The sequence below is a fragment of the Streptomyces anthophorae genome (genome assembly GCF_049310305.1).
In the GTDB taxonomy this organism is placed as follows: Bacteria; Actinomycetota; Actinomycetes; order Streptomycetales; family Streptomycetaceae; genus Streptomyces.
This window is the reverse complement of the sequence record NZ_JBLWQQ010000001.1, coordinates 6,538,594-6,557,584: the sequence shown is the minus strand read 5'-3', so window position 1 is coordinate 6,557,584 and position 18,991 is coordinate 6,538,594. Positions and strand designations below refer to the sequence as shown.

General features: G+C 71.2%; 13 protein-coding genes. 10 read left to right on the top strand and 3 right to left on the bottom strand.

The window, feature by feature from the left end; all coding sequences use genetic code 11:
* Positions 1 to 64 precede the first annotated feature (64 nt).
* From ACNYS0_RS29725 to ACNYS0_RS29715, 3 genes are all read right to left on the bottom strand, one after another.
* Positions 65 to 1,528 carry a glutamate synthase subunit beta gene (locus ACNYS0_RS29725; protein ID WP_422477809.1) on the bottom strand — a complete coding sequence of 488 codons (1,464 nt, stop codon included), beginning with the start codon at positions 1,526 to 1,528 and terminating at the stop codon, positions 65 to 67.
* The gene (gene gltB, locus ACNYS0_RS29720) at positions 1,521 to 6,119 is read right to left on the bottom strand and encodes a glutamate synthase large subunit (protein WP_422477807.1); all 4,599 of its coding nucleotides are present in this window, start codon (positions 6,117 to 6,119) and stop codon (positions 1,521 to 1,523) included. Before gltB ends, ACNYS0_RS29725 begins: the two co-directional genes overlap by 8 nt.
* A gap of 340 nt (positions 6,120 to 6,459) precedes the next feature.
* Positions 6,460 to 7,191 (bottom strand): VIT1/CCC1 transporter family protein, encoded by a 732-nt coding sequence (locus tag ACNYS0_RS29715; protein ID WP_422477805.1) that lies wholly within the window; start codon positions 7,189 to 7,191, stop codon positions 6,460 to 6,462.
* 256 nt (positions 7,192 to 7,447) lie between these two features.
* On the opposite strand from ACNYS0_RS29715, the gene ACNYS0_RS29710 reads away from it, so the two are divergent.
* Genes ACNYS0_RS29710 through ACNYS0_RS29665 form a run of 10 tightly spaced genes read left to right on the top strand, consistent with a single transcriptional unit; the run spans position 7,448 to position 18,972 of the window.
* Positions 7,448 to 8,479, top strand: coding sequence for a LacI family DNA-binding transcriptional regulator (locus ACNYS0_RS29710; RefSeq protein ID WP_422477803.1), 1,032 nt, complete (start codon positions 7,448 to 7,450; stop codon positions 8,477 to 8,479).
* A gap of 16 nt (positions 8,480 to 8,495) precedes the next feature.
* Entirely contained in the window at positions 8,496 to 9,473 is a 978-nt protein-coding gene (locus tag ACNYS0_RS29705; protein WP_422477801.1) for a carbohydrate ABC transporter permease, read from the top strand.
* Entirely contained in the window at positions 9,470 to 10,318 is an 849-nt protein-coding gene (locus ACNYS0_RS29700) for a carbohydrate ABC transporter permease (protein WP_422477799.1), read from the top strand. Before ACNYS0_RS29705 ends, ACNYS0_RS29700 begins: the two co-directional genes overlap by 4 nt.
* Entirely contained in the window at positions 10,318 to 11,637 is a 1,320-nt protein-coding gene (locus ACNYS0_RS29695) for an ABC transporter substrate-binding protein (protein WP_422477797.1), read from the top strand. The genes ACNYS0_RS29700 and ACNYS0_RS29695 overlap by 1 nt, the downstream gene beginning before the upstream one ends.
* A gap of 55 nt (positions 11,638 to 11,692) precedes the next feature.
* On the top strand, positions 11,693 to 12,793 hold the full coding sequence (locus ACNYS0_RS29690; protein WP_422477795.1) for an ADP-ribosylglycohydrolase family protein: 1,101 nt from the start codon (positions 11,693 to 11,695) through the stop codon (positions 12,791 to 12,793).
* 6 nt (positions 12,794 to 12,799) lie between these two features.
* Entirely contained in the window at positions 12,800 to 14,323 is a 1,524-nt protein-coding gene (locus tag ACNYS0_RS29685) for an ADP-ribosylglycohydrolase family protein (RefSeq protein WP_422482809.1), read from the top strand.
* Positions 14,320 to 15,465 carry an ADP-ribosylglycohydrolase family protein gene (locus ACNYS0_RS29680; protein ID WP_422477793.1) on the top strand — a complete coding sequence of 382 codons (1,146 nt, stop codon included), beginning with the start codon at positions 14,320 to 14,322 and terminating at the stop codon, positions 15,463 to 15,465. The genes ACNYS0_RS29685 and ACNYS0_RS29680 overlap by 4 nt, the downstream gene beginning before the upstream one ends.
* On the top strand, positions 15,465 to 16,934 hold the full coding sequence (locus tag ACNYS0_RS29675) for an ADP-ribosylglycohydrolase family protein (RefSeq protein ID WP_422477791.1): 1,470 nt from the start codon (positions 15,465 to 15,467) through the stop codon (positions 16,932 to 16,934). Before ACNYS0_RS29680 ends, ACNYS0_RS29675 begins: the two co-directional genes overlap by 1 nt.
* The gene (locus ACNYS0_RS29670; RefSeq protein ID WP_422477789.1) at positions 16,931 to 18,154 is read left to right on the top strand and encodes a CaiB/BaiF CoA transferase family protein; all 1,224 of its coding nucleotides are present in this window, start codon (positions 16,931 to 16,933) and stop codon (positions 18,152 to 18,154) included. Before ACNYS0_RS29675 ends, ACNYS0_RS29670 begins: the two co-directional genes overlap by 4 nt.
* On the top strand, positions 18,151 to 18,972 hold the full coding sequence (locus tag ACNYS0_RS29665) for an HpcH/HpaI aldolase/citrate lyase family protein (protein ID WP_422477788.1): 822 nt from the start codon (positions 18,151 to 18,153) through the stop codon (positions 18,970 to 18,972). The genes ACNYS0_RS29670 and ACNYS0_RS29665 overlap by 4 nt, the downstream gene beginning before the upstream one ends.
* The last annotated feature ends 19 nt before the right edge of the window (positions 18,973 to 18,991 follow it).

Below are 18,991 nucleotides of genomic sequence, written 5' to 3'. Positions count from 1 at the left end.
GTCGCGCTCTGTTCCGTACGCCGTTGTACGGGACGTATCTTGACGGCCTGTCAGGCCGTGTGGATCACACGGCCAGCGCGCGGTCCGTCGGCCGGATCGGGGCCGGCAGCTCCGACACCCCGGTCAGGAAGCGGTCCACGCCGCGGGCGGCCGAGCGGCCCTCCGCGATGGCCCAGACGATCAGCGACTGGCCGCGGCCGGCGTCGCCCGCCACGAACACACCCGGCACGTTGGTCTGGAACTCGTCGTCGCGGGCGACGTTGCCGCGCGCGTCGAGCTCCAGGCCGAACTGCGAGACCAGACCGTTCTCCTGGTCCGTGCCCGTGAAGCCCATCGCGAGGGTGACCAGCTGCGCCGGGATCTTGCGCTCGGTGCCGGGCTTGTTGACGAGCTTGCCGTCGACGAACTCGACCTCGGCGAGGTGCAGCCACTGGACGTTGCCGTCCTCGTCGCCCTCGAAGTGGGTGGTGCCCGCCGAGTAGATGCGCTCGCCGCCCTCCTCGTGCGCGGAGGTGACCTTGTAGAGCATCGGGAACGTCGGCCACGGCTGCGTGGTCGTGTTCCGCTCCGCGCCCGGCTGCGGCATGATCTCCAGCTGCGTCACCGAGGCGGCGCCCTGGCGGTGGGCGGTGCCCACGCAGTCGGCGCCGGTGTCGCCGCCGCCGATCACGACGACGTGCTTGCCCTCGGCGGTGATGGGCGGCTGGACGTAGTCGCCCTCCTGCACCTTGTTGGACAGGGGCAGGTACTCCATCGCGAAGTGGATGCCGTTCAGCTCGCGGCCGGGGACCGGGAGGTCGCGGGAGACCGTGGCGCCCGCGGCCACGACCACGGCGTCGTAGCGCTTGCGCAGGCCCGCCGCGTCGATGTCGCGGCCGACCTCGACACCGGTGCGGAACTTGGTGCCCTCCGCGCGCATCTGCTCGATGCGGCGGTTGATGTGGCGCTTCTCCATCTTGAACTCGGGGATGCCGTAGCGGAGCAGGCCGCCGATGCGGTCGGCGCGCTCGTAGACGGCGACCGTGTGACCGGCCCGCGTCAGCTGCTGGGCGGCGGCGAGTCCCGCCGGGCCCGAGCCGATGACGGCGACGGTCTTGCCCGACAGGCGCTCGGGGATCTGCGGGGCGACGTCGCCCCGGTCCCACGCCTGGTCGATGATCGAGACCTCGACGTTCTTGATGGTCACGGCCGGCTGGTTGATGCCGAGCACGCACGCCGACTCACAGGGGGCCGGGCAGAGACGACCGGTGAACTCCGGGAAGTTGTTGGTCGCGTGCAGGCGCTCCTGCGCGGCCGACCAGTCCTCGCGGTACGCGTAGTCGTTCCACTCGGGGATCAGGTTCCCCAGCGGGCAGCCGTTGTGACAGAACGGGATGCCGCAGTCCATGCAACGGGACGCCTGCTTGCTGATGATGGGCAGCAGGGACCCGGGAACGTAGACCTCGTTCCAGTCCTTGACGCGCTCCTCGACCGGGCGGGTCTGAGCGACCTCGCGGCCATGGTTGAGAAAGCCCTTGGGATCAGCCATTGGTCGCCGCCTCCATCATCTTCTCGGTGATCTCGGTCTCGGAGAGACCGTCTCGCTCGGCGGCGTCCTTGGCGGCGAGCACTGCCTTGTACGTGCTGGGGATGATCTTGGTGAACCGGGCCACCGTGGCGTCCCAGTCGACGAGCAGCTTCTCGGCGACCGTCGAACCGGTCTCCTCGGCGTGCCGGCGCACCACGTCGTGCAGCCACTGCTTGTCGGTGTCGTCGAGGGGCTCGACGGCCGACTTGTTCCCGGCGTTGAGGTTGTCCGGGTCCATGTCGATGACGTACGCGATGCCGCCCGACATACCGGCCGCGAAGTTGCGGCCCGTCTCGCCGAGGATCACCGCGTGGCCACCGGTCATGTACTCGCAGCCGTGGTCGCCCACGCCCTCGGAGACCACCGTGGCACCGGAGTTGCGGACGCAGAAGCGCTCGCCGGTGCGGCCGCGCAGGAACAGCTCGCCGCCCGTCGCGCCGTACGCGATGGTGTTGCCGGCGATCGTCGAGTACTCGGCGAGGTGGTCGGCGCCGCGGTCCGGGCGGACGACGATCCGGCCGCCGGACAGGCCCTTGCCGACGTAGTCGTTGGCGTCGCCCTCCAGGCGCAGCGTCACACCGCGCGGCACGAAGGCGCCGAAGGACTGGCCCGCGGAGCCCGTGAAGGTGATGTCGATGGTGTCGTCGGGCAGGCCCGCGCCACCGAACTTCTTCGTCACCTCGTGGCCGAGCATGGTGCCGACCGTGCGGTTGATGTTGCGGATGGCGACCTGGGCGCGGACCGGCTGGGCGTCCGTCTGGTCGTTCGCGGCGAGGGCGTCGGCGGCGAGCTTGATCAGCTCGTTGTCGAGCGCCTTCTCCAGGCCGTGGTCCTGCTCGATGATCCGGTGCCGGACGGCACCCTCGGGCAGCTCGGGCACGTGGAACAGCGGCTCCAGGTCGAGGCCCTGCGCCTTCCAGTGGTTCACGGCCCGCTCGGTGTCGAGGAGTTCGGCGTGGCCGACGGCCTCCTCGATGGAGCGGAAGCCCATCTCGGCGAGCAGCTCGCGGACCTCTTCGGCGATGAACTTGAAGAAGTTGACGATGTACTCGGCCTTGCCGGAGAACCGCTCGCGCAGCGTCGGGTTCTGCGTGGCGATGCCGACCGGACAGGTGTCCAGGTGGCAGACGCGCATCATGACGCAGCCGGAGACGACGAGCGGCGCGGTCGCGAAACCGAACTCCTCGGCGCCGAGCAGCGCGGCGATCAGCACGTCGCGGCCCGTCTTCAGCTGGCCGTCGGTCTGCACGACGATGCGGTCGCGCAGGCCGTTGAGCAGCAGCGTCTGCTGGGTCTCGGCGAGGCCGAGCTCCCAGGGACCACCGGCGTGCTTGAGCGAGGTGAGCGGCGAGGCGCCCGTGCCGCCGTCGTGACCGGAGATCAGGACGACGTCCGCGTGCGCCTTGGACACACCGGCCGCGACCGTACCCACGCCGACCTCGGAGACCAGCTTCACGTGGATGCGGGCCTGCGGGTTGGCGTTCTTGAGGTCGTGGATCAGCTGAGCCAGGTCCTCGATGGAGTAGATGTCGTGGTGCGGCGGCGGGGAGATGAGGCCCACGCCCGGCGTCGAGTGACGCGTCTTGGCGACCCACGGGTAGACCTTGTGGCCGGGCAGCTGACCGCCCTCACCGGGCTTGGCGCCCTGGGCCATCTTGATCTGGATGTCGTCGGAGTTGACGAGGTATTCGCTCGTCACGCCGAAGCGGCCGGAGGCGACCTGCTTGATCGACGAGCGGCGCGCCGGGTCGTACAGGCGCTCCGGGTCCTCGCCGCCCTCACCGGTGTTGGACTTGCCGCCCAGCTGGTTCATGGCGATGGCGAGGGTCTCGTGGGCCTCGCGCGAGATGGAGCCGTACGACATGGCGCCGGTCGAGAAGCGCTTGACGATCTCGGAGGCCGGCTCGACCTCGTCGATGGAGATCGGCTGGCGGCCCTCGGACTTGAAGTTGAACAGGCCGCGCAGCGTCATCAGACGCTCGGACTGCTCGTTCACGCGGTCCGTGTACTTCTTGAAGATGTCGTAGCTGCCCGAGCGCGTGGCGTGCTGGAGGCGGAAGACCGTCTCCGGGTCGAACAGGTGCGGCTCGCCCTCGCGGCGCCACTGGTACTCGCCGCCGATGTCGAGCGCGCGGTGTGCGGGCGCGATGCCGGAGGCGGGGTACGCCTTGGCGTGCCGGGCGGCGACCTCCTCGGCGATGACGCGCAGGTCGGCGCCGCCGATCTTGGTGGTCGTGCCGTTGAAGTACTTCTCGACGAAGGCCTCGTCGAGGCCGACGGCCTCGAAGACCTGGGCGCCGCGGTAGGAGGCGACGGTCGAGATGCCCATCTTGGACATGACCTTGAGGACGCCCTTGCCGAGCGCGTAGATCAGGTTCCGGATGGCCTGCTCGGGCTCTATGTCGTTCAGGAACGTCCCGGCGCGGACCAGGTCCTCGACGGACTCCATGGCGAGGTACGGGTTGACCGCCGCGGCACCGAAGCCGATGAGCAGGGCGACGTGGTGGACCTCGCGCACGTCACCGGCCTCGACGAGGAGGCCCACCTGGGTGCGCTTCTTCGTGCGGATGAGGTGGTGGTGGACGGCCGCGGTGAGCAGCAGCGACGGGATCGGCGCGTGCTCGGCGTCGGAGTGCCGGTCGGAGAGCACGATCAGGCGGGCGCCGGCCTCGAGGGCGGCGTCGGCCTCGGCGCAGATCTCGTCGATCCGGGCGGCGAGCGAGTCGCCGCCGCCGTGCACCCGGTACAGGCCGGACAGGGTCACGGCCTTCATGCCGGGCATGTCGCCGTCGGCGTTGATGTGGATGAGCTTGGCGAGCTCGTCGTTGTCGATCACCGGGAAGGGCAGGGTGACCGCGCGGCACGTGGCGGCCGTGGGCTCCAGGAGGTTGCTGCCGGGGCCCAGCGGGGAGCGCAGCGAGGTGACGAGCTCTTCACGGATGGCGTCAAGCGGCGGGTTGGTGACCTGCGCGAACAGCTGCGTGAAGTAGTCGAAGAGCAGCCGCGGGCGGGCGGACAGGGCCGCGATCGGGGTGTCCGTGCCCATCGAGCCGATCGGCTCGGCGGCGGCCTTGGCCATCGGCGCGAGGAGGATGCGGAGCTCTTCCTCGGTGTAGCCGAAGGTCTGCTGGCGGCGCGTGACGGAGGCGTGCGTGTGCACGATGTGCTCGCGCTCGGGGAGGTCGGAGAGCTCGATCTCGCCGGCCTCCAGCCACTCCTCGTAGGGGTGCTCGGAGGCGAGGGCGGACTTGATCTCGTCGTCCTCGATGATGCGGTGCTCGGCGGTGTCCACGAGGAACATCCGGCCGGGCTGGAGGCGGCCCTTCTTGACGACCTTGGCCGGGTCGATGTCGAGGACGCCGACCTCGGAGCCGAGGACGACGAGGCCGTCGTCGGTCACCCAGTAGCGGCCCGGACGCAGACCGTTGCGGTCGAGAACGGCGCCGACCTGGGTGCCGTCGGTGAAGGTGACACAGGCCGGGCCGTCCCAGGGCTCCATCAGGTTGGAGTGGTACTGGTAGAAGGCGCGCCGGGCCGGGTCCATGGAGGCGTGGTTCTCCCAGGCCTCCGGGATCATCATCAGGACGCTGTGCGGCAGCGAACGGCCACCGAGGTGCAGCAGCTCCAGGACCTCGTCGAAGGAGGCGGAGTCGGAGGCGTCCGGCGTACACACCGGGAAGGTCCGCTCGAGGTTGTCCGAACCGCCGAAGAGGTCGGAGGCGAGCTGCGACTCACGGGCGCGCATCCAGTTGCGGTTGCCCTTGACGGTGTTGATCTCACCGTTGTGCGCGACGAAGCGGTACGGGTGCGCGAGCGGCCACGACGGGAACGTGTTCGTGGAGAACCGGGAGTGCACGAGCGCGATCGCGGATGCGAAGCGGCGGTCGGACAGGTCCGGGAAGAAGGGCTCCAGCTGGCCGGTGGTCAGCATGCCCTTGTAGACGATCGTGCGCGCGGAGAGCGACGGGAAGTACACGTCGGCCTCGCGCTCGGCGCGCTTGCGCAGGACGAAGGCCTTGCGGTCGAGCGCGATGTCCTTGGAGGTGCCGTCCGCGACGAAGATCTGGCGGAAGGCCGGCATCGTCGAGCGGGCCATGGAACCGAGCAGCTGCGGGGCGACCGGGACCTCGCGCCAGCCGAGGACGTTCAGGTCCTCTTCGGCGGCGATCGTCTCGATCTTCGAGACGAACTCGTCCGTGCCCTCCTCGGGCAGGAAGGCGATACCGACAGCGTACGAACCGGCCTCGGGGAGGTCGAAGTCGACCACCTCGCGCAGGAAGGCGTCCGGAACCTGGGACAGGATGCCGGCGCCGTCGCCCGAGTCGGGCTCGGAGCCGGTGGCACCGCGGTGTTCCAGGTTTCGCAGAACGGTCAGCGCCTGCTCGACCAGCGTGTGGCTCGCCTCGCCGGTGAGGGTGGCCACGAACCCGACGCCACAGGCGTCGTGCTCGTTACGCGGGTCGTACATGCCCTGGGCAGCAGGGCGAGCATCCATGTGCGACCAAGTCTGGCCGCTGTTGGAATGCTGGGACGGCTGGCGCGAGGTACGCATCGGCTCTCCCGTCGTCGTCGTGGCAAGGTACGTGCCGAGGGACGACGTTGGCCCTCTGCGGAGAAGTGCAGCTCAAAAAATTTCGTGCAGATTACATGATGGGGCGGTTCTCGGGAACCGGATACTGCGTTCCAACATGCGGACACCGCGGGTGGCGGCGGGAGAGGCCTCAGCGGGCAGATCGATGACCGAGGGCCGGGGTGGTGCCGGTGTGCGCCGAGGGCCTCATTGCCCTCAGCGCTTACGGCTCATGCCCCGTGGTCAACTAATCGAAACCGCGCGGTAACGACTACTTATGCATGGGGCTGTATAGGCATCTTCAGGCCACGGCCGCGACCCGTCAACCAGCAAAAGTCCCGAAGACGCTTCCCAGGAGATACGTCACACCCGCCGCCGCGCCACCGAGGGCCAGCTGCCGCAGCCCGCTGAACCACCAGGAACGCGCCGTCACCTTGGCCACGACCGCCCCGCAGGCGAAGAGTCCGACGAGCGCGAGGAGCACGGCGGGCCACAGCGCGCTCGCGCCGAGCAGATAGGGCAGCACCGGAATCAGGGCACCGAGCGCGAACGACCCGAAGGACGAGACGGCGGCGACCATCGGCGAGGGAAGATCACCGGGGTCGATGCCCAGCTCCTCGCGCGCGTGGATCTCCAGAGCCTGCTCGGGGTCCTTCGACAGCTGCTTGGCCACCTCGTGCGCGAGCTCGGGCTCGACACCCCGGGACACGTACAGCTCGGCGAGCTCCTTCTCCTCGTCGGCCGGGTGCTTCCGCAACTCGCGGCGCTCGACGTCGAGTTCGGCCTCGACCAGCTCGCGCTGGGAGGCGACGGAGGTGTACTCGCCCGCGGCCATGGAGAAGGCTCCGGCGGCGAGGCCCGACAGGCCGGTGATGATGATCGTCTGCTGCGAGACGGCGCCGCCCGCGACACCCGCCATGAGCGCGAAGTTGGAGACGAGCCCGTCCATCGCGCCGAAGACCGCGGGGCGCAGCCAGCCACCGTTGACATCACGGTGCGTGTGGTTGTCCCGGTGGGCGTCGTGCAGTGCTGCCCCGGTCTCGATGATGGTCATGCTCGTGAACCCCGCTCCCCTGTGACTGCTGTTGCTTCGAGTCCGAAAGTACGCGCGAAAAAACGGCTCTGCCAGCAAGGAAGGCCGTACTTACCTGCGGTTTTGCGCCCTGCGCAACGCGCTGACCTCCATCTTCCCGAAGCGGCCAGTGACCTGGATCACAAGAAACGCGCGTTGACGGGCCGGAAACGAGGGAGCAACATCCGTAAACGTTTCCAGCAACGGAAAACGTTTACAGAAGAAGGGGAGGAACGCCGTGCCGCAGCCGACGATCATCTCCATCGCCGAGCGCGCCGGGGTCTCCATCGCGTCCGTCTCCCGCGTGCTCAACGGGATCGGGGCCCGCCCCGGGACCGTCGAGAAGGTCGAGCGCGCCGCCGCCGAACTCGGCTATGTGCCCAACGCGGTGGCCCGCTCCCTCAAAGGCGGCCGCACCCGCCAGCTCACCTTCGCGATGCCCGACATCGGCAACCCGGTCTACGTGGCGATGGTCCGCGCCATCCAGTCCGTCGCGAAGGCCGCCGGGTACCGCCTCCTGCTGCACTCCACGGACGCCGTCGCCGAGGACGAACTCGCCGTCCTGCGCAGCCTCGGCGACCGCACCAGCGACGGGCTCATCCTGTGCCCCATCCGCATCACGGACGCCCATGTGGACGCGCTGCGCTCGGCCTCGGGCCCGGTCGTCGTCATCGGCTCACTGCCCAGCGGCGTGCCGGTCGACAGCGTGCGCGCCGACTCCGTCGAGGGCGTCGCGCTCGCCGTGCGCCATCTGTACGGGACGGGCCGCCGCCGCATCGCCTTCGTCAACGGCCCCGCCGACACGGTCCCCGGCCGCAAGCGCGGCGAGGGCTTCCGCAAGGCCCTCGCGGACTGCGGCCTCGCGTACGACCCGGACCTCGTCGTGCACACGGACTTCGGCATCGAGTCGGGGGCCGCGGCCGCCGAAGCGCTCCTCGACCTGAAGCCCGACGCGGTCTTCGGCGCCAATGACCAGCTGGCGCTCGGCGCTGCCCGCGCCCTGCACGCCCGCGGCCTGCGGATCCCGGAGGACGTCGCGGTCGCGGGGATGGACGACAGCGTGCTCGCGCAGGCCGGCTGGCCCCCGCTGACCAGCGTCGACCTGGGTTCCACCGAGCGCGGACGGCTCGCCGCCGAACTGCTGCTGCACCGCCTGAACGACCCGGAAGCCCCCGGAAGCACCCCCGGGGACCGCACTCCCCGCTCCACCACCGCCCCTCCCCGCCTCGTCGTCCGCGCCTCCACGGGCCGGGCGGCGCCCGACAGTTGAGACATCGAGGATTCCCATGAGTCTCACCGCGCCACGGGACAACGCCGTCCCTGGTAGCCGCGGCACACCGCCACCTCGCACTCCCAGTCAGCGCAAGCGAGCGCTCGGCCTGGACCGGGGCGCGTGGTTCCTGCTGATGCCCGCGCTGATCCCGATCCTGGTCCTCAGCGTGGTCCCGCTCCTGTACGGCCTCTCGCTCGCGTTCACCGACTCGCAGGCGGGGCGGACCGCCCCCACGCGGTTCATCGGCCTGGACAACTTCCTCGACCTGCGCCACGACTCGCTCTTCTGGGAGTCGTTCCGGATCGGTCTGGTCTGGGCGGTGTCCGTGACGGCGCTCCAGTTCGTGCTCGCGCTCGGCCTCGCCCTCCTCCTCAACCAGAATCTGCGTTTCCGCTGGATGGCCCGGACGCTGGCGCTGGTCCCGTGGGCGATGCCCGAGGTCGTCGTCGGCATCATGTGGCGGCTCGTCTACCACTCGGACGCGGGCGTCCTGAACAAGACGCTGACCCAGCTGGGGATCATCCACGAGCATGTCGACTGGCTCGCGGACCTGTCGTACGCGCTGCCCGCCGTGATCGTGGTGGGCGTGTGGGCGGGCATGCCGCAGACGACGGTGGTGCTCCTCGCCGGGCTCCAGAACGTGCCGGTGGAACTGCGGGAGGCCGCGCAGCTGGACGGCGCGGGCCTGTGGCGCCGCTTCACGGCCGTGACCTGGCCGGCCCTGAAGCCGGTGGTCATCGCCATCACGGCGCTCAACTTCATCTGGAACTTCAACTCGTTCGGCCTGGTCTACGTGCTGACGCAGGGCGGACCCGGCGGCCAGACCCGCCTGCCGATGCTGTTCGCGTACGAAGAGGCCTTCAAGTACGGGCAGTTCGGCTACGCCGCCGCGATGGGCCTGGCGATGGTCGTGGTGATCGCGGTGCTGCTGACGCTGTTCCTCCGCAAGAAGCTCAAGGAAGACGTGGAAGGCGGGGTGGCGGCGGCATGAGCGCGAGTACGACACTCCCCCGGGTCGCGGGCCGCGCCGGCCAGTATGTGGCGCTGCTCTGCTACATGGTCTTCCTGGCCTTCCCGTTCCTGTGGCTGGTCTCGACGTCCTTCAAGTCCCCGCAGGAGCTGGGCGCGATCGACCCGAGCTGGCTGCCGAAGCATCCGAGCCTGGACAACTACCGCTCCGCGTTCGACGCGCAGCCGCTGCTCCGCTCGGCGCTCAACAGCCTGGTCGTCGCGGTCAGCGCCTCCGTGATCTCGGTGGCGATCGCGGTCCCGGCCTCGTACGTCATGGTCCGGTACCGGAGCCGGGTCAGTCAGGCGGGCACGGGCTGGATCCTGGTCAGCCAGATGTTCCCGTTCGTGCTGATCATCATCCCGCTGTTCCTGGTCCTGAAGAACCTGCGCATGATCGACAGCCTCCTCGGCCTGATCATCGTCTACGTCGTCTGGAACCTGCCCTTCTCGCTCTGGATGCTCCAGGGCTATGTGAAGTCGGTGCCGCGCTCCCTGGAGGAGGCCGCCGCGGTGGACGGCGCGGGCCGCCTGCGCACCCTGACCAGCGTGGTTCTCCCGCTCCTCGCCCCGGGCCTGGTCGCGACGCTGATGTTCAGCTTCGTGACCGCCTGGAACGAGTTCTTCTTCGCCCTCGTCCTCCTCAAGTCACCGGAGAACCAGACGATGTCGGTCATCCTCACCCGCTTCCTCGGCGCCGAGGGCGTCGCCGACCTCGGGCCGCTCGCCGCGGCCTCGGTCCTCGCGACGATCCCCAGCCTCGTCTTCTTCGCGCTGCTCCAGCGGCGGCTCGTCGGCGGCATGCTCAGCGGGGCGGTGAAGGGCTGATGCGCGGACGCGGGCTCACCGCGGCGGCCGCGGCCGCCCTCTCCCTCACCCTGCTCGCCGGCTGCTCCGGGTCGGGCTCGGACTCCGAGTCGGCGGACGGCACGGTCACCCTCGAATTCCTCAGCCTCGCCTGGCAGAAGGAGTCCATCGAGGCCAACAAGGCGCTGGTCAAGCAGTGGAACGACACCCACGCCAAGGTCAAGGTCACGTACGTCCAGGGCGTCTGGGACAGCATCCACGACCAGATGCTGACGTCCTTCGAGGGCGGCAAGGCACCGGACATCTTCCACGACGACGCCTCCGACCTCACCGACTTCGGGCACGGCGGCTACCTCGCCGACCTCAGCCCCTACCTCCCGAAGTCGCTGCGCGCGGACATCCCGAAGGCGTCCTGGGCCACGACGACGTACGGAAAGAAGATCTACGGCATCCCGTTCCTCCAGGAGCCCCGCGTCCTCGTCGTGAACGAGAAGCTCCTGAAGCAGTCGGGCGTACGCACACCGACGGTCCAACACCCATGGTCCTGGGCCGAGTTCGAGCGCGCGAGCAAGAGACTCACGCGCGATCGAAATCGCGACGGCAGGCCCGAACAGTACGGCGTCGCCTGGTCGATGAAGGAGCCCGTCACCCAGTCCGTGAACCTCGCGCGGTCCACCGGCGGCAAGATCTTCTACAAGGACGCGGACGGCAAGAACGAGATCCGCTACGACGCCGCAGACTCGGCCGTCGCGCGCCTGATCAACCGGCAGGTCGACCAGGCGCACACCGCACCCAGGTCGGCGCTCGGCATGGCAGGCTCGGACACGCTGCCCGGCTTCTTCGCGGGCAAGTACGCGATGCTCCCGCTGAACTTCTCGTTCCGGCAGCAGGTCCAGCAGCAGGCCCCCAAGGGCTTCGACTGGACCGTCCTGCCGATGCCCGCGGGCTCGGGCGGCCTGGCGCAGGGCGTCGCCCCGCAGACCCTGTCCGTCTCCGAGGACAGCAGGCACAAGAAGGCGGCCGCCCGGTTCATCGCCTACCTCACGCGCGCCGACCACCAGGTCCAACTGGCGCGCGGCGACTGGCTGTTGCCCACCAGCCGGAAGGCGCTCAAGGACCCGTCCCTCACCACGGAGAAGTACGGCTGGCGGACCGGCTCCGAGCTGGCCGCCGCGCTGCGCCCGTCGCCGGTGCTCGGGGTGCGGGGCTACGCCGAATGGAAGGACAAGATCGCCACTCCGGCCTACCAGGAGTACTACAACGGCGCGTTCGGCGTAACAGAGCTGCGCAAACGTCTGGCGGACGACGGCAATCTGATTCTGAACCGCTACCAACGATGAGCACCTGAGGTACCACCAGCACCAGCACAACCCCAGAGATGAGCACGAACACACCATGAGCGTCAGCGTCGAACCGGACCCTCCTTCGGGAGGACCGGCGCAGTCACGCAGACTCCGCACCGTTCCGCACCCTCCCCCCGCGGCCGCGATCTCCCTGCGGGACCGCGCCCGCGGGGCGCTCCTCGGCCTCGCCGTCGGTGACGCGCTCGGCGCGCCGGCGGAGAACATGAAGCCGTCCCAGATCCGCGAACGCTGGGGCCGCATCGAGGGCTTCGTCTCCGCCGACCCGGCGGGCACGGACGACACCGAGTACGCGATCTTCTCCGGCCTCCTCCTCGCCGAGCACGGCGCGGGCCTCACCATCGAGCACGTCGAGCGGGCCTGGCACACCTGGATCGCGGACCGCGACGAGGGTCCCTTCAAGGGCGCCGGTTTCAGCGAACGCGGCACCCTGGAGAACCTCCGCAGGGGCCTCGCCGCCCCGATCTCCGCCCAGCACCGGCACGCCTGGAGCGACGGCCTCGCGATGCGCGCGGCGCCCTTCGGGGTGTACACGGCGGGCCGCCCGGCGGAGGCGGCCCGCCTGGTGTCGATCGACGGCACGGTGTCGCACGACGGCGAGGGCATCCACGGCGGCCGGGCGGTCGCGGCGGGGGTCGCTGCGGCCATGGTCAGCCACAACCCGGACGCGGTGGTGCAGGCGGCGCTCTCGGTCGTCCCCGATGACTCGTGGACGGCCCGCTCCCTGCACCGCGCGGTCTCGGCGGCGCGGCGGGCCCGCCGGGACCCGGACGGCACGCAACTGTCCATGGAGCGGGCGGTCCGCAAAGCCGTCGTCATCGGCGGCTACCCGTGGACGGACCTCGCGCCCGAGGCGGTCGGCCTCGCGTTCGGCGCGTTCGCGGTGGCCCGCGGCGACTTCCGCGAATCGGTCCTCACCGCGGTCAACATGGGCCGCGACGCGGACACGACGGCGGCGGTGGCGGGAGCGCTCGCCGGTGCCCTCGGCGGTGAGCCGTCGATCCCCTCGGCCTGGGCGTCGGCAATCGGCCCGGTGCGGGGCAGCTGCCTCCCGTCGATGGCGGGCCGCCACATCCTGGACGTCGCGAACCGCCTCACGCCTCCCCCACCGGACCGGACGGGGGCGGTGGCATGACCCCCGATCACACCTCGCGCCTCCGCCCCGCCCCCCCGCGCCTCAAACGCCGCCGGTGCTGATTCTGCCCCCGCCGCGAGCACATCCCCGGCAAACCAAGCCCCACAGCCGGACGAGAGCCGACGGGGCCCCGCGGGCACGACACCGGCTCGGCAAGTTCAAGCTCCGCTGGCGATTGAGTCGCGGGGCCCGGGGCAAAGCCCCGCGGCCACAACGCCGGCTCAGCAAAACCAAGCCCCGCCAACGACCGAGGCACAGGACCCGGGGCAAAACCCCAAGGGCACAACACCGGCTCGGCAACATCAAGCCCCGCCGGCGATTGAGGCGCGGGGTCCGGGGCAGAGCCCCGCGGCCGCAACCGCATCCGCCGCCACAAACGTCGACCGCATCGAGGGCCTGCTCCTCGGGATCGCCGCAGGGGACGCCGCCGGCTGGCCGTCGGGACGACACCGCGCAGCACGGCTCCCCGACTGGACCCGCCGCCTCACCCGCGAACTGGACACCTTCGCGGAGCAGAACGCCACCACCACCCTCCCCGTCCCCATCGCCCTGAACCAACCCCCGGAACCCCTCCGCCTGGGCCCGTCGGACGACGCCGAATGGGCCGCCTCCACCGCACACGCCGTCCTCTCCGCGCACGCGCACGGCCTCGCCGACCTCGACCCCGACCACCGCGTCCGCTCCTCCCTCTCCCTCGCCTGGAACACCCTCGCCGACGAGATCGCCGCCGCCGCGGCCCGCGCCGACGAGATCGAATCCGCCGACATCCCCCTGCGCGCCCGCATCTCGGTCCGCGCGGGCCTCGGCAACCTGGCCGCGGGCCTGCGCCCACCCGCCACCGGCCACGACAACCCGCACTACTTCGACGACGCCGCCTGCGTCCGCGCCGCGGTCCTCGCGGCCGTCCACCCGGGCCGGCCCGAACTCGCCGCGGAACTGGCCGAGTTCGACGCCCGCTACACCCAGGACGGCGACGGCGTGCACGGCGCCCGCGCGATGGCGGCGGCCGTCGCGACCGCGCTCGGCGGCGCGGACGTCGACACCTGCGTGGACGCCGCACTCACCCAGCTCCCACCCGGCACGGAAATCCACCGCAACGCCCACAGAGCGGTGGAGCTCGGCCGCGCCGCGGCGGCGGCCCGCCCAGGACGGCCCGGCAACGCGTTCGCGCTCGTCCCCGTCCTGGAACACGAGATCGTCGACCACGTCTACAGCTACGGAATCGCGGCGGCCGAGACCGTCCCCGTGGCGCTCGCCGTCGCGACGGCCGCCGCCGGGTCGATCGCCGAGGCCGTACCCACCGCGGCCTGCCTGTCCCGCGTCGCGGACTCGGCACCCGCCCTGACCGGCGCCCTCACCGGCGCGATCGGCGGGGCGGAGGCGCTGCCGCACACCTGGCGGGACGCCTGCGACATCCTCGCGGGCTGCGCGCTTCCGCAACTCGCGGGAACCCGGCTGACGACCCTCGCGGGACGCCTCGCCCGCGCCACCTCCAACTCCCCCGCAGCGGAAGGAACGTCACCATCATGAGCGTCTCACTGGAGGACCGCACCACCGGCGCCCTGGTCGGCGCGGCCGTGGGCGACGCGCTCGGCGGCCCGGTCGAGGGCTGGACGCCGGAGGCCATCGCGGAGCGGCACGGCGGCCGGGTGCGCGGCATCGTGGAACCGTTCTACAAGGACGACTGGCGTACGGCCCGCCCCATCGCGCCGTACCACAAGGGCGACGGCCACGTCACCGACGACACCTTGATGACCCACGCGCTGATCCGCGTCTACGAGAAGGTCCGCGACCACCTCGACGCGTACGCGGTCGCCGACCACCTGGTCCCCGACCTGATCACGACCCCCCGCTGGATCCCGGAACTGGAGGCGGAGGCCCTCCCCCTCCAGCGCATCTTCCTCGCCGAGAAGTGGATCGTCGCGCGCATCCACTACGGGCACGTGGACCCGCGCGAGGCGGGCGTCGGCAACATCTTGAACTGCGGCGCGGCGATGTACATGGCCCCGGTCGGCGCGGTCAACGCGGGCAACCCGCTCAAGGCCTACGAGGAGGCCCTCGACGTCGCGGGCGCGCACCAGTCCTCGTACGGCAGGGAGGCCGCGGGCGTCTTCGCGGCGGCGGTGGCCGCGGCGTACAAGCCGGGCGCGACGCCGGAGTCGGTGGTCGAGGACGCCCTCGCGCTCGCCAAGGACGGCACCCGGTCGGCGATCGAGGCGGTCTGCGAAGTGGCGTCCCGCTACGACGACTTCGAGGACGCGCTGAAGCCGCTGCGCGAGGCGGTCACGCCGTTCGACACGGTCGGCCCCGACTACCGCAAACCGTCGCTCGGCGCCCGCCGCCCGTCCCGCCTGCACGCCATCGAGGAACTCCCCATCGCCCTCGGCATGCTTCTCGTCGGCCGCGGCGACTTCCGGCACACGGTGCTCGGCTCGGTCAACTACGGCCGCGACTGCGACTCGATCGCCACGATGAGCGGGGCGATCGTCGGGGCGCTGTACGGGGAGGGGGCCGTGCCCAAGGAGTGGAGCGCCGAGATCGCGCGGGCCAGCAAACTGGACCTGCACGGCCCGGCGACGGCCCTCTCGCAGATCACGCGCGAGGTCTACGCGAAGGACCTGGACCGCCGCCGGGCCCACGATGCCGCGTTCGCGGCGGTGGCGGGGGCGTGATGCTCCGCCTCACCTGGACCCAGCCCGAGGATCTCCTCGGCCACGAACTGCGCCAGGCGGCGCAGGACGGTCGCGACGCGTCTTCTGTGGAGGCCCGCTGGCTGTCGGCGGGCGGCCACCTGGCCCCGGCCCGGGCGGGGTCGTCCCCGACTCCCGCGCCCCCGGCACTGCGTGCCCTGGCCGAGGCCCTGCTCGACGAACTCGCCACGATCCCTTCCCCATTGCCCGAACCAACGGACTTGGCGGCGATCGAGTCGACGACAAACCCATCTCCCCCACCCCGCCCCTTCCCGAAACCGGGGCTCCGCCCCGGACGCCGCTCCTCAATCGCCGGCGGGGCTCCATTTGGAGCCCCGCCGGCGATTGAGGCGGCCCGTCCGGCAGGACTTTCGGGAAGGGGCGGGGTGGGGGAAGAGGACGCCCTGCGCGACCGGCTGCACGCCGCCTGGCTCGGACGGGCCGCGGGCTGCCTCCTCGGCAAGCCCGTCGAGAAGCTCCCGCTCGAAGGGATCCGGGCCATCGCCCGTTCCACCGGAAACTGGCCGCTGAACGGCTGGTTCACGGAGCGCGGCCTGGACCCCGCGGTAGCGACCGCCCACCCCTGGAACCGCCGCAGCGCCCCCACCTCCCTCGCCGAGAACATCGACGGCATGCCGGAGGACGACGACCTCAACTACCCGCTCCTCGCCCTCCTCCTGATCCGGCGTCACGGAACGGACTTCACCACGGACGACGTCGCCAGGCTCTGGCTCGACGAACTCCCCGCAGGCCGCACCTTCACCGCCGAACGCATCGCCTACCGCAACCTGCTCGCCGGCCTCGAACCCCCGCACACGGCGACGTACAGAAACCCCTTCCGCGAGTGGATCGGCGCCCAGATCCGCGCCGATGTCTTCGGCTGGATCAACCCCGGCGCCCCGCACCACGCGGCCCGTCTCGCCCACCGGGACGCCGTTCTCACCCACACCGCGAACGGCGTCTACGGCGCGATGTTCACGGCCGCCACCATCGCCACCGCCGCCTCGGGCACCGCGGACGTGCACACGGCACTCGCCTCCGGCCTGGCCGTCGTCCCCCCGCGATCCCGCTACGCCCACGCCGTCCGCCTCGGCATCGAACTCGCCCGCGCCCAGGAGGACTTCGAGACGGTCGTCGACGCGCTGCACGCCGCCTACGCCGACCACCACTGGGTCCACGTCCTCCCCAACGCCGCCCTCCTCGCGGCCGCCCTCACCCACGCCGACGGCGACTTCGAGGGCTCCATCTGCCGCGCGGTGTCCGGGGGCTGGGACACCGATTCCAACGGAGCGACCGCCGGCTCGGTCGCCGGACTGCTCGCCGGGCACCCCGACGCGCTCGGCGAGCGCTGGACCGCCCCGCTGAAGAACCGGCTCGCCACCACGGTCGCCGGCTTCGACGGCATCGGCTTCGACGAACTGGCCCGGCTCACCCTGGAGGCCCGCACATGACGCCCCCCACCGACAACGAAACCACCGAAACCCCCCAAGGCCCCCTCACCGGCCTGCGCGTCCTCGATCTCGCCACCCTCTTCGCCGGGCCGATCTGCGCCACGATGCTCGGCGACTTCGGCGCCGAGGTCATCAAGGTGGAACACCCGCGCAGGCCCGACCCGTCCCGCGGCCACGGCCCGTCGAAGGACGGCGTCGGCCTCTGGTGGAAGACGCTCGGCCGCAACAAGAAGAACCTCACCCTCGACCTGTCCTCCCCCGGCGGCCGCGAGGTCCTGCTCAGGCTGGTCGCCGAGTCGGACGTCGTCATCGAGAACTTCCGCCCCGGCACCCTGGAGAAGTGGCACCTCGGCTGGGACGAGCTGAGCGCCGCCAACCCGCGCCTGGTCCTCGCCCGCGTCACCGGCTTCGGCCAGTTCGGCCCGTACGCGCGCCGCCCCGGATTCGGCACCCTCGCGGAGGCCATGTCCGGCTTCGCCGCGATCACCGGGCAGCCCGACGGGCCGCCCACGCTCCCCCCGTTCGGCCTCGCCGACTCCATCGCCGCGCTCGCCACCTCGTACGCGATCATGACGGCGCTCCACGCACGGGACACCACGGGCCGCGGCCAGGTCGTCGACATGGCGATCATCGAGCCGATGCTGTCGATCCTCGGCCCCCAGGCCACCTGGTACGACCAGCTCGGCTACGTCCAGCCGCGCACCGGCAACCGTTCCACCAACAACGCCCCGCGCAACACCTACCGCACCAGCGACGACAAATGGGTCGCGGTGTCCACGTCCGCGCAGTCGATCGCCGAGCGCGTGATGCACCTCGTGGGCCGGCCCGAGTTCATCGCCGAGGAGTGGTTCGCGACGGGCTCCGGCCGCGCGCGGCACGCCGACGAACTCGACGCGGCGGTCGGCGGCTGGATCGGGCGGCACACCCGCGACGAGGTGGTCGCGGCCTTCGAGAAGGCGGAGGCCGCCATCGCCCCGGTCTACGACGTCCGCGACGTCCTCGCCGACGAGCAGTACCAGGCCCTGAACTCCATCACCGAACTCCCCGACCCGGACCTCGGCACGGTCAAGATGCAGAACGTCCTCTTCCGCCTCTCCGAGACCCCCGGCGCCATCCGCTGGACGGGCCGCCCGCACGGCTCGGACACGGACGAGATCCTCGAAGGCCTCGGCCTGTCGGAGGCGGCCGTCGCCTCCCTGCGGGAGGCTGGTGCGGTATGAGCGCATCACTGGAGAAGACGTACCTGACCTGGCTGTACGTGCCCGGGGACCGCCCCGACGTCGTCGCCAAGGCGCTCGGTTCGGGCGCCGACGTGGTGCTGGTCGACCTGGAGGACGCGGTCGCCCCCGACCGCAAGGCGTACGCGCTCGACGCCACCGTCGAACTCCTCGCCGACAAGCACAAGGCGCCGGTGCACGTCCGCGTCAACGCGCTGGACGGTCCGCTCGCGGAGCAGGAGGTGCGCCGCCTCACCCCGCTCCCCGGCCTCGACGCGCTGCGGCTGCCGAAGGTGGCGGGGCCTGCCGACCTGAACCGCGTACAGGAGTGGGCGGTCGAAGTGCCTCCGCTGTACGCCCTGTTGGAGTCGGCGGCGGGCGTCGAGCACGCCTACGACATCGCCGCGCACCACGGTGTGCACGGCATCGCGCTCGGCGAGGCGGACCTGCGCGCCGACCTCGGTGTCACGGACGCGGCGGGCCTCGCGTGGGTGCGCGGCCGGGCGGTCGTGGCGGCGCGCGCGGCCCACCTGCCGCCACCGCCGCAGTCCGTGTACCCGGACGTCCGCGACACGGAGGGACTGGCCCGTTCCTGCGCCGAGGGCCGCGCCCTGGGCTTCCTCGGCCGTACGGCGATCCACCCCCGCCAGCTCCCGGTGATCGAGGAGGCCTTCCGGCCCACGGAGGCGGAGGTGGCGGCGGCCCAGGAGATCGTGTGCGCGGCGGCCACGGAGGCGGGCGCGCTGGCCCTCCCGGACGGCCGCTTCGTCGATGCGGCGGTGGTGGCGGCCGCGCGCAGAACGCTGAGGCTGGCGCAATGAAGAGGGCGCCGGACCAAGT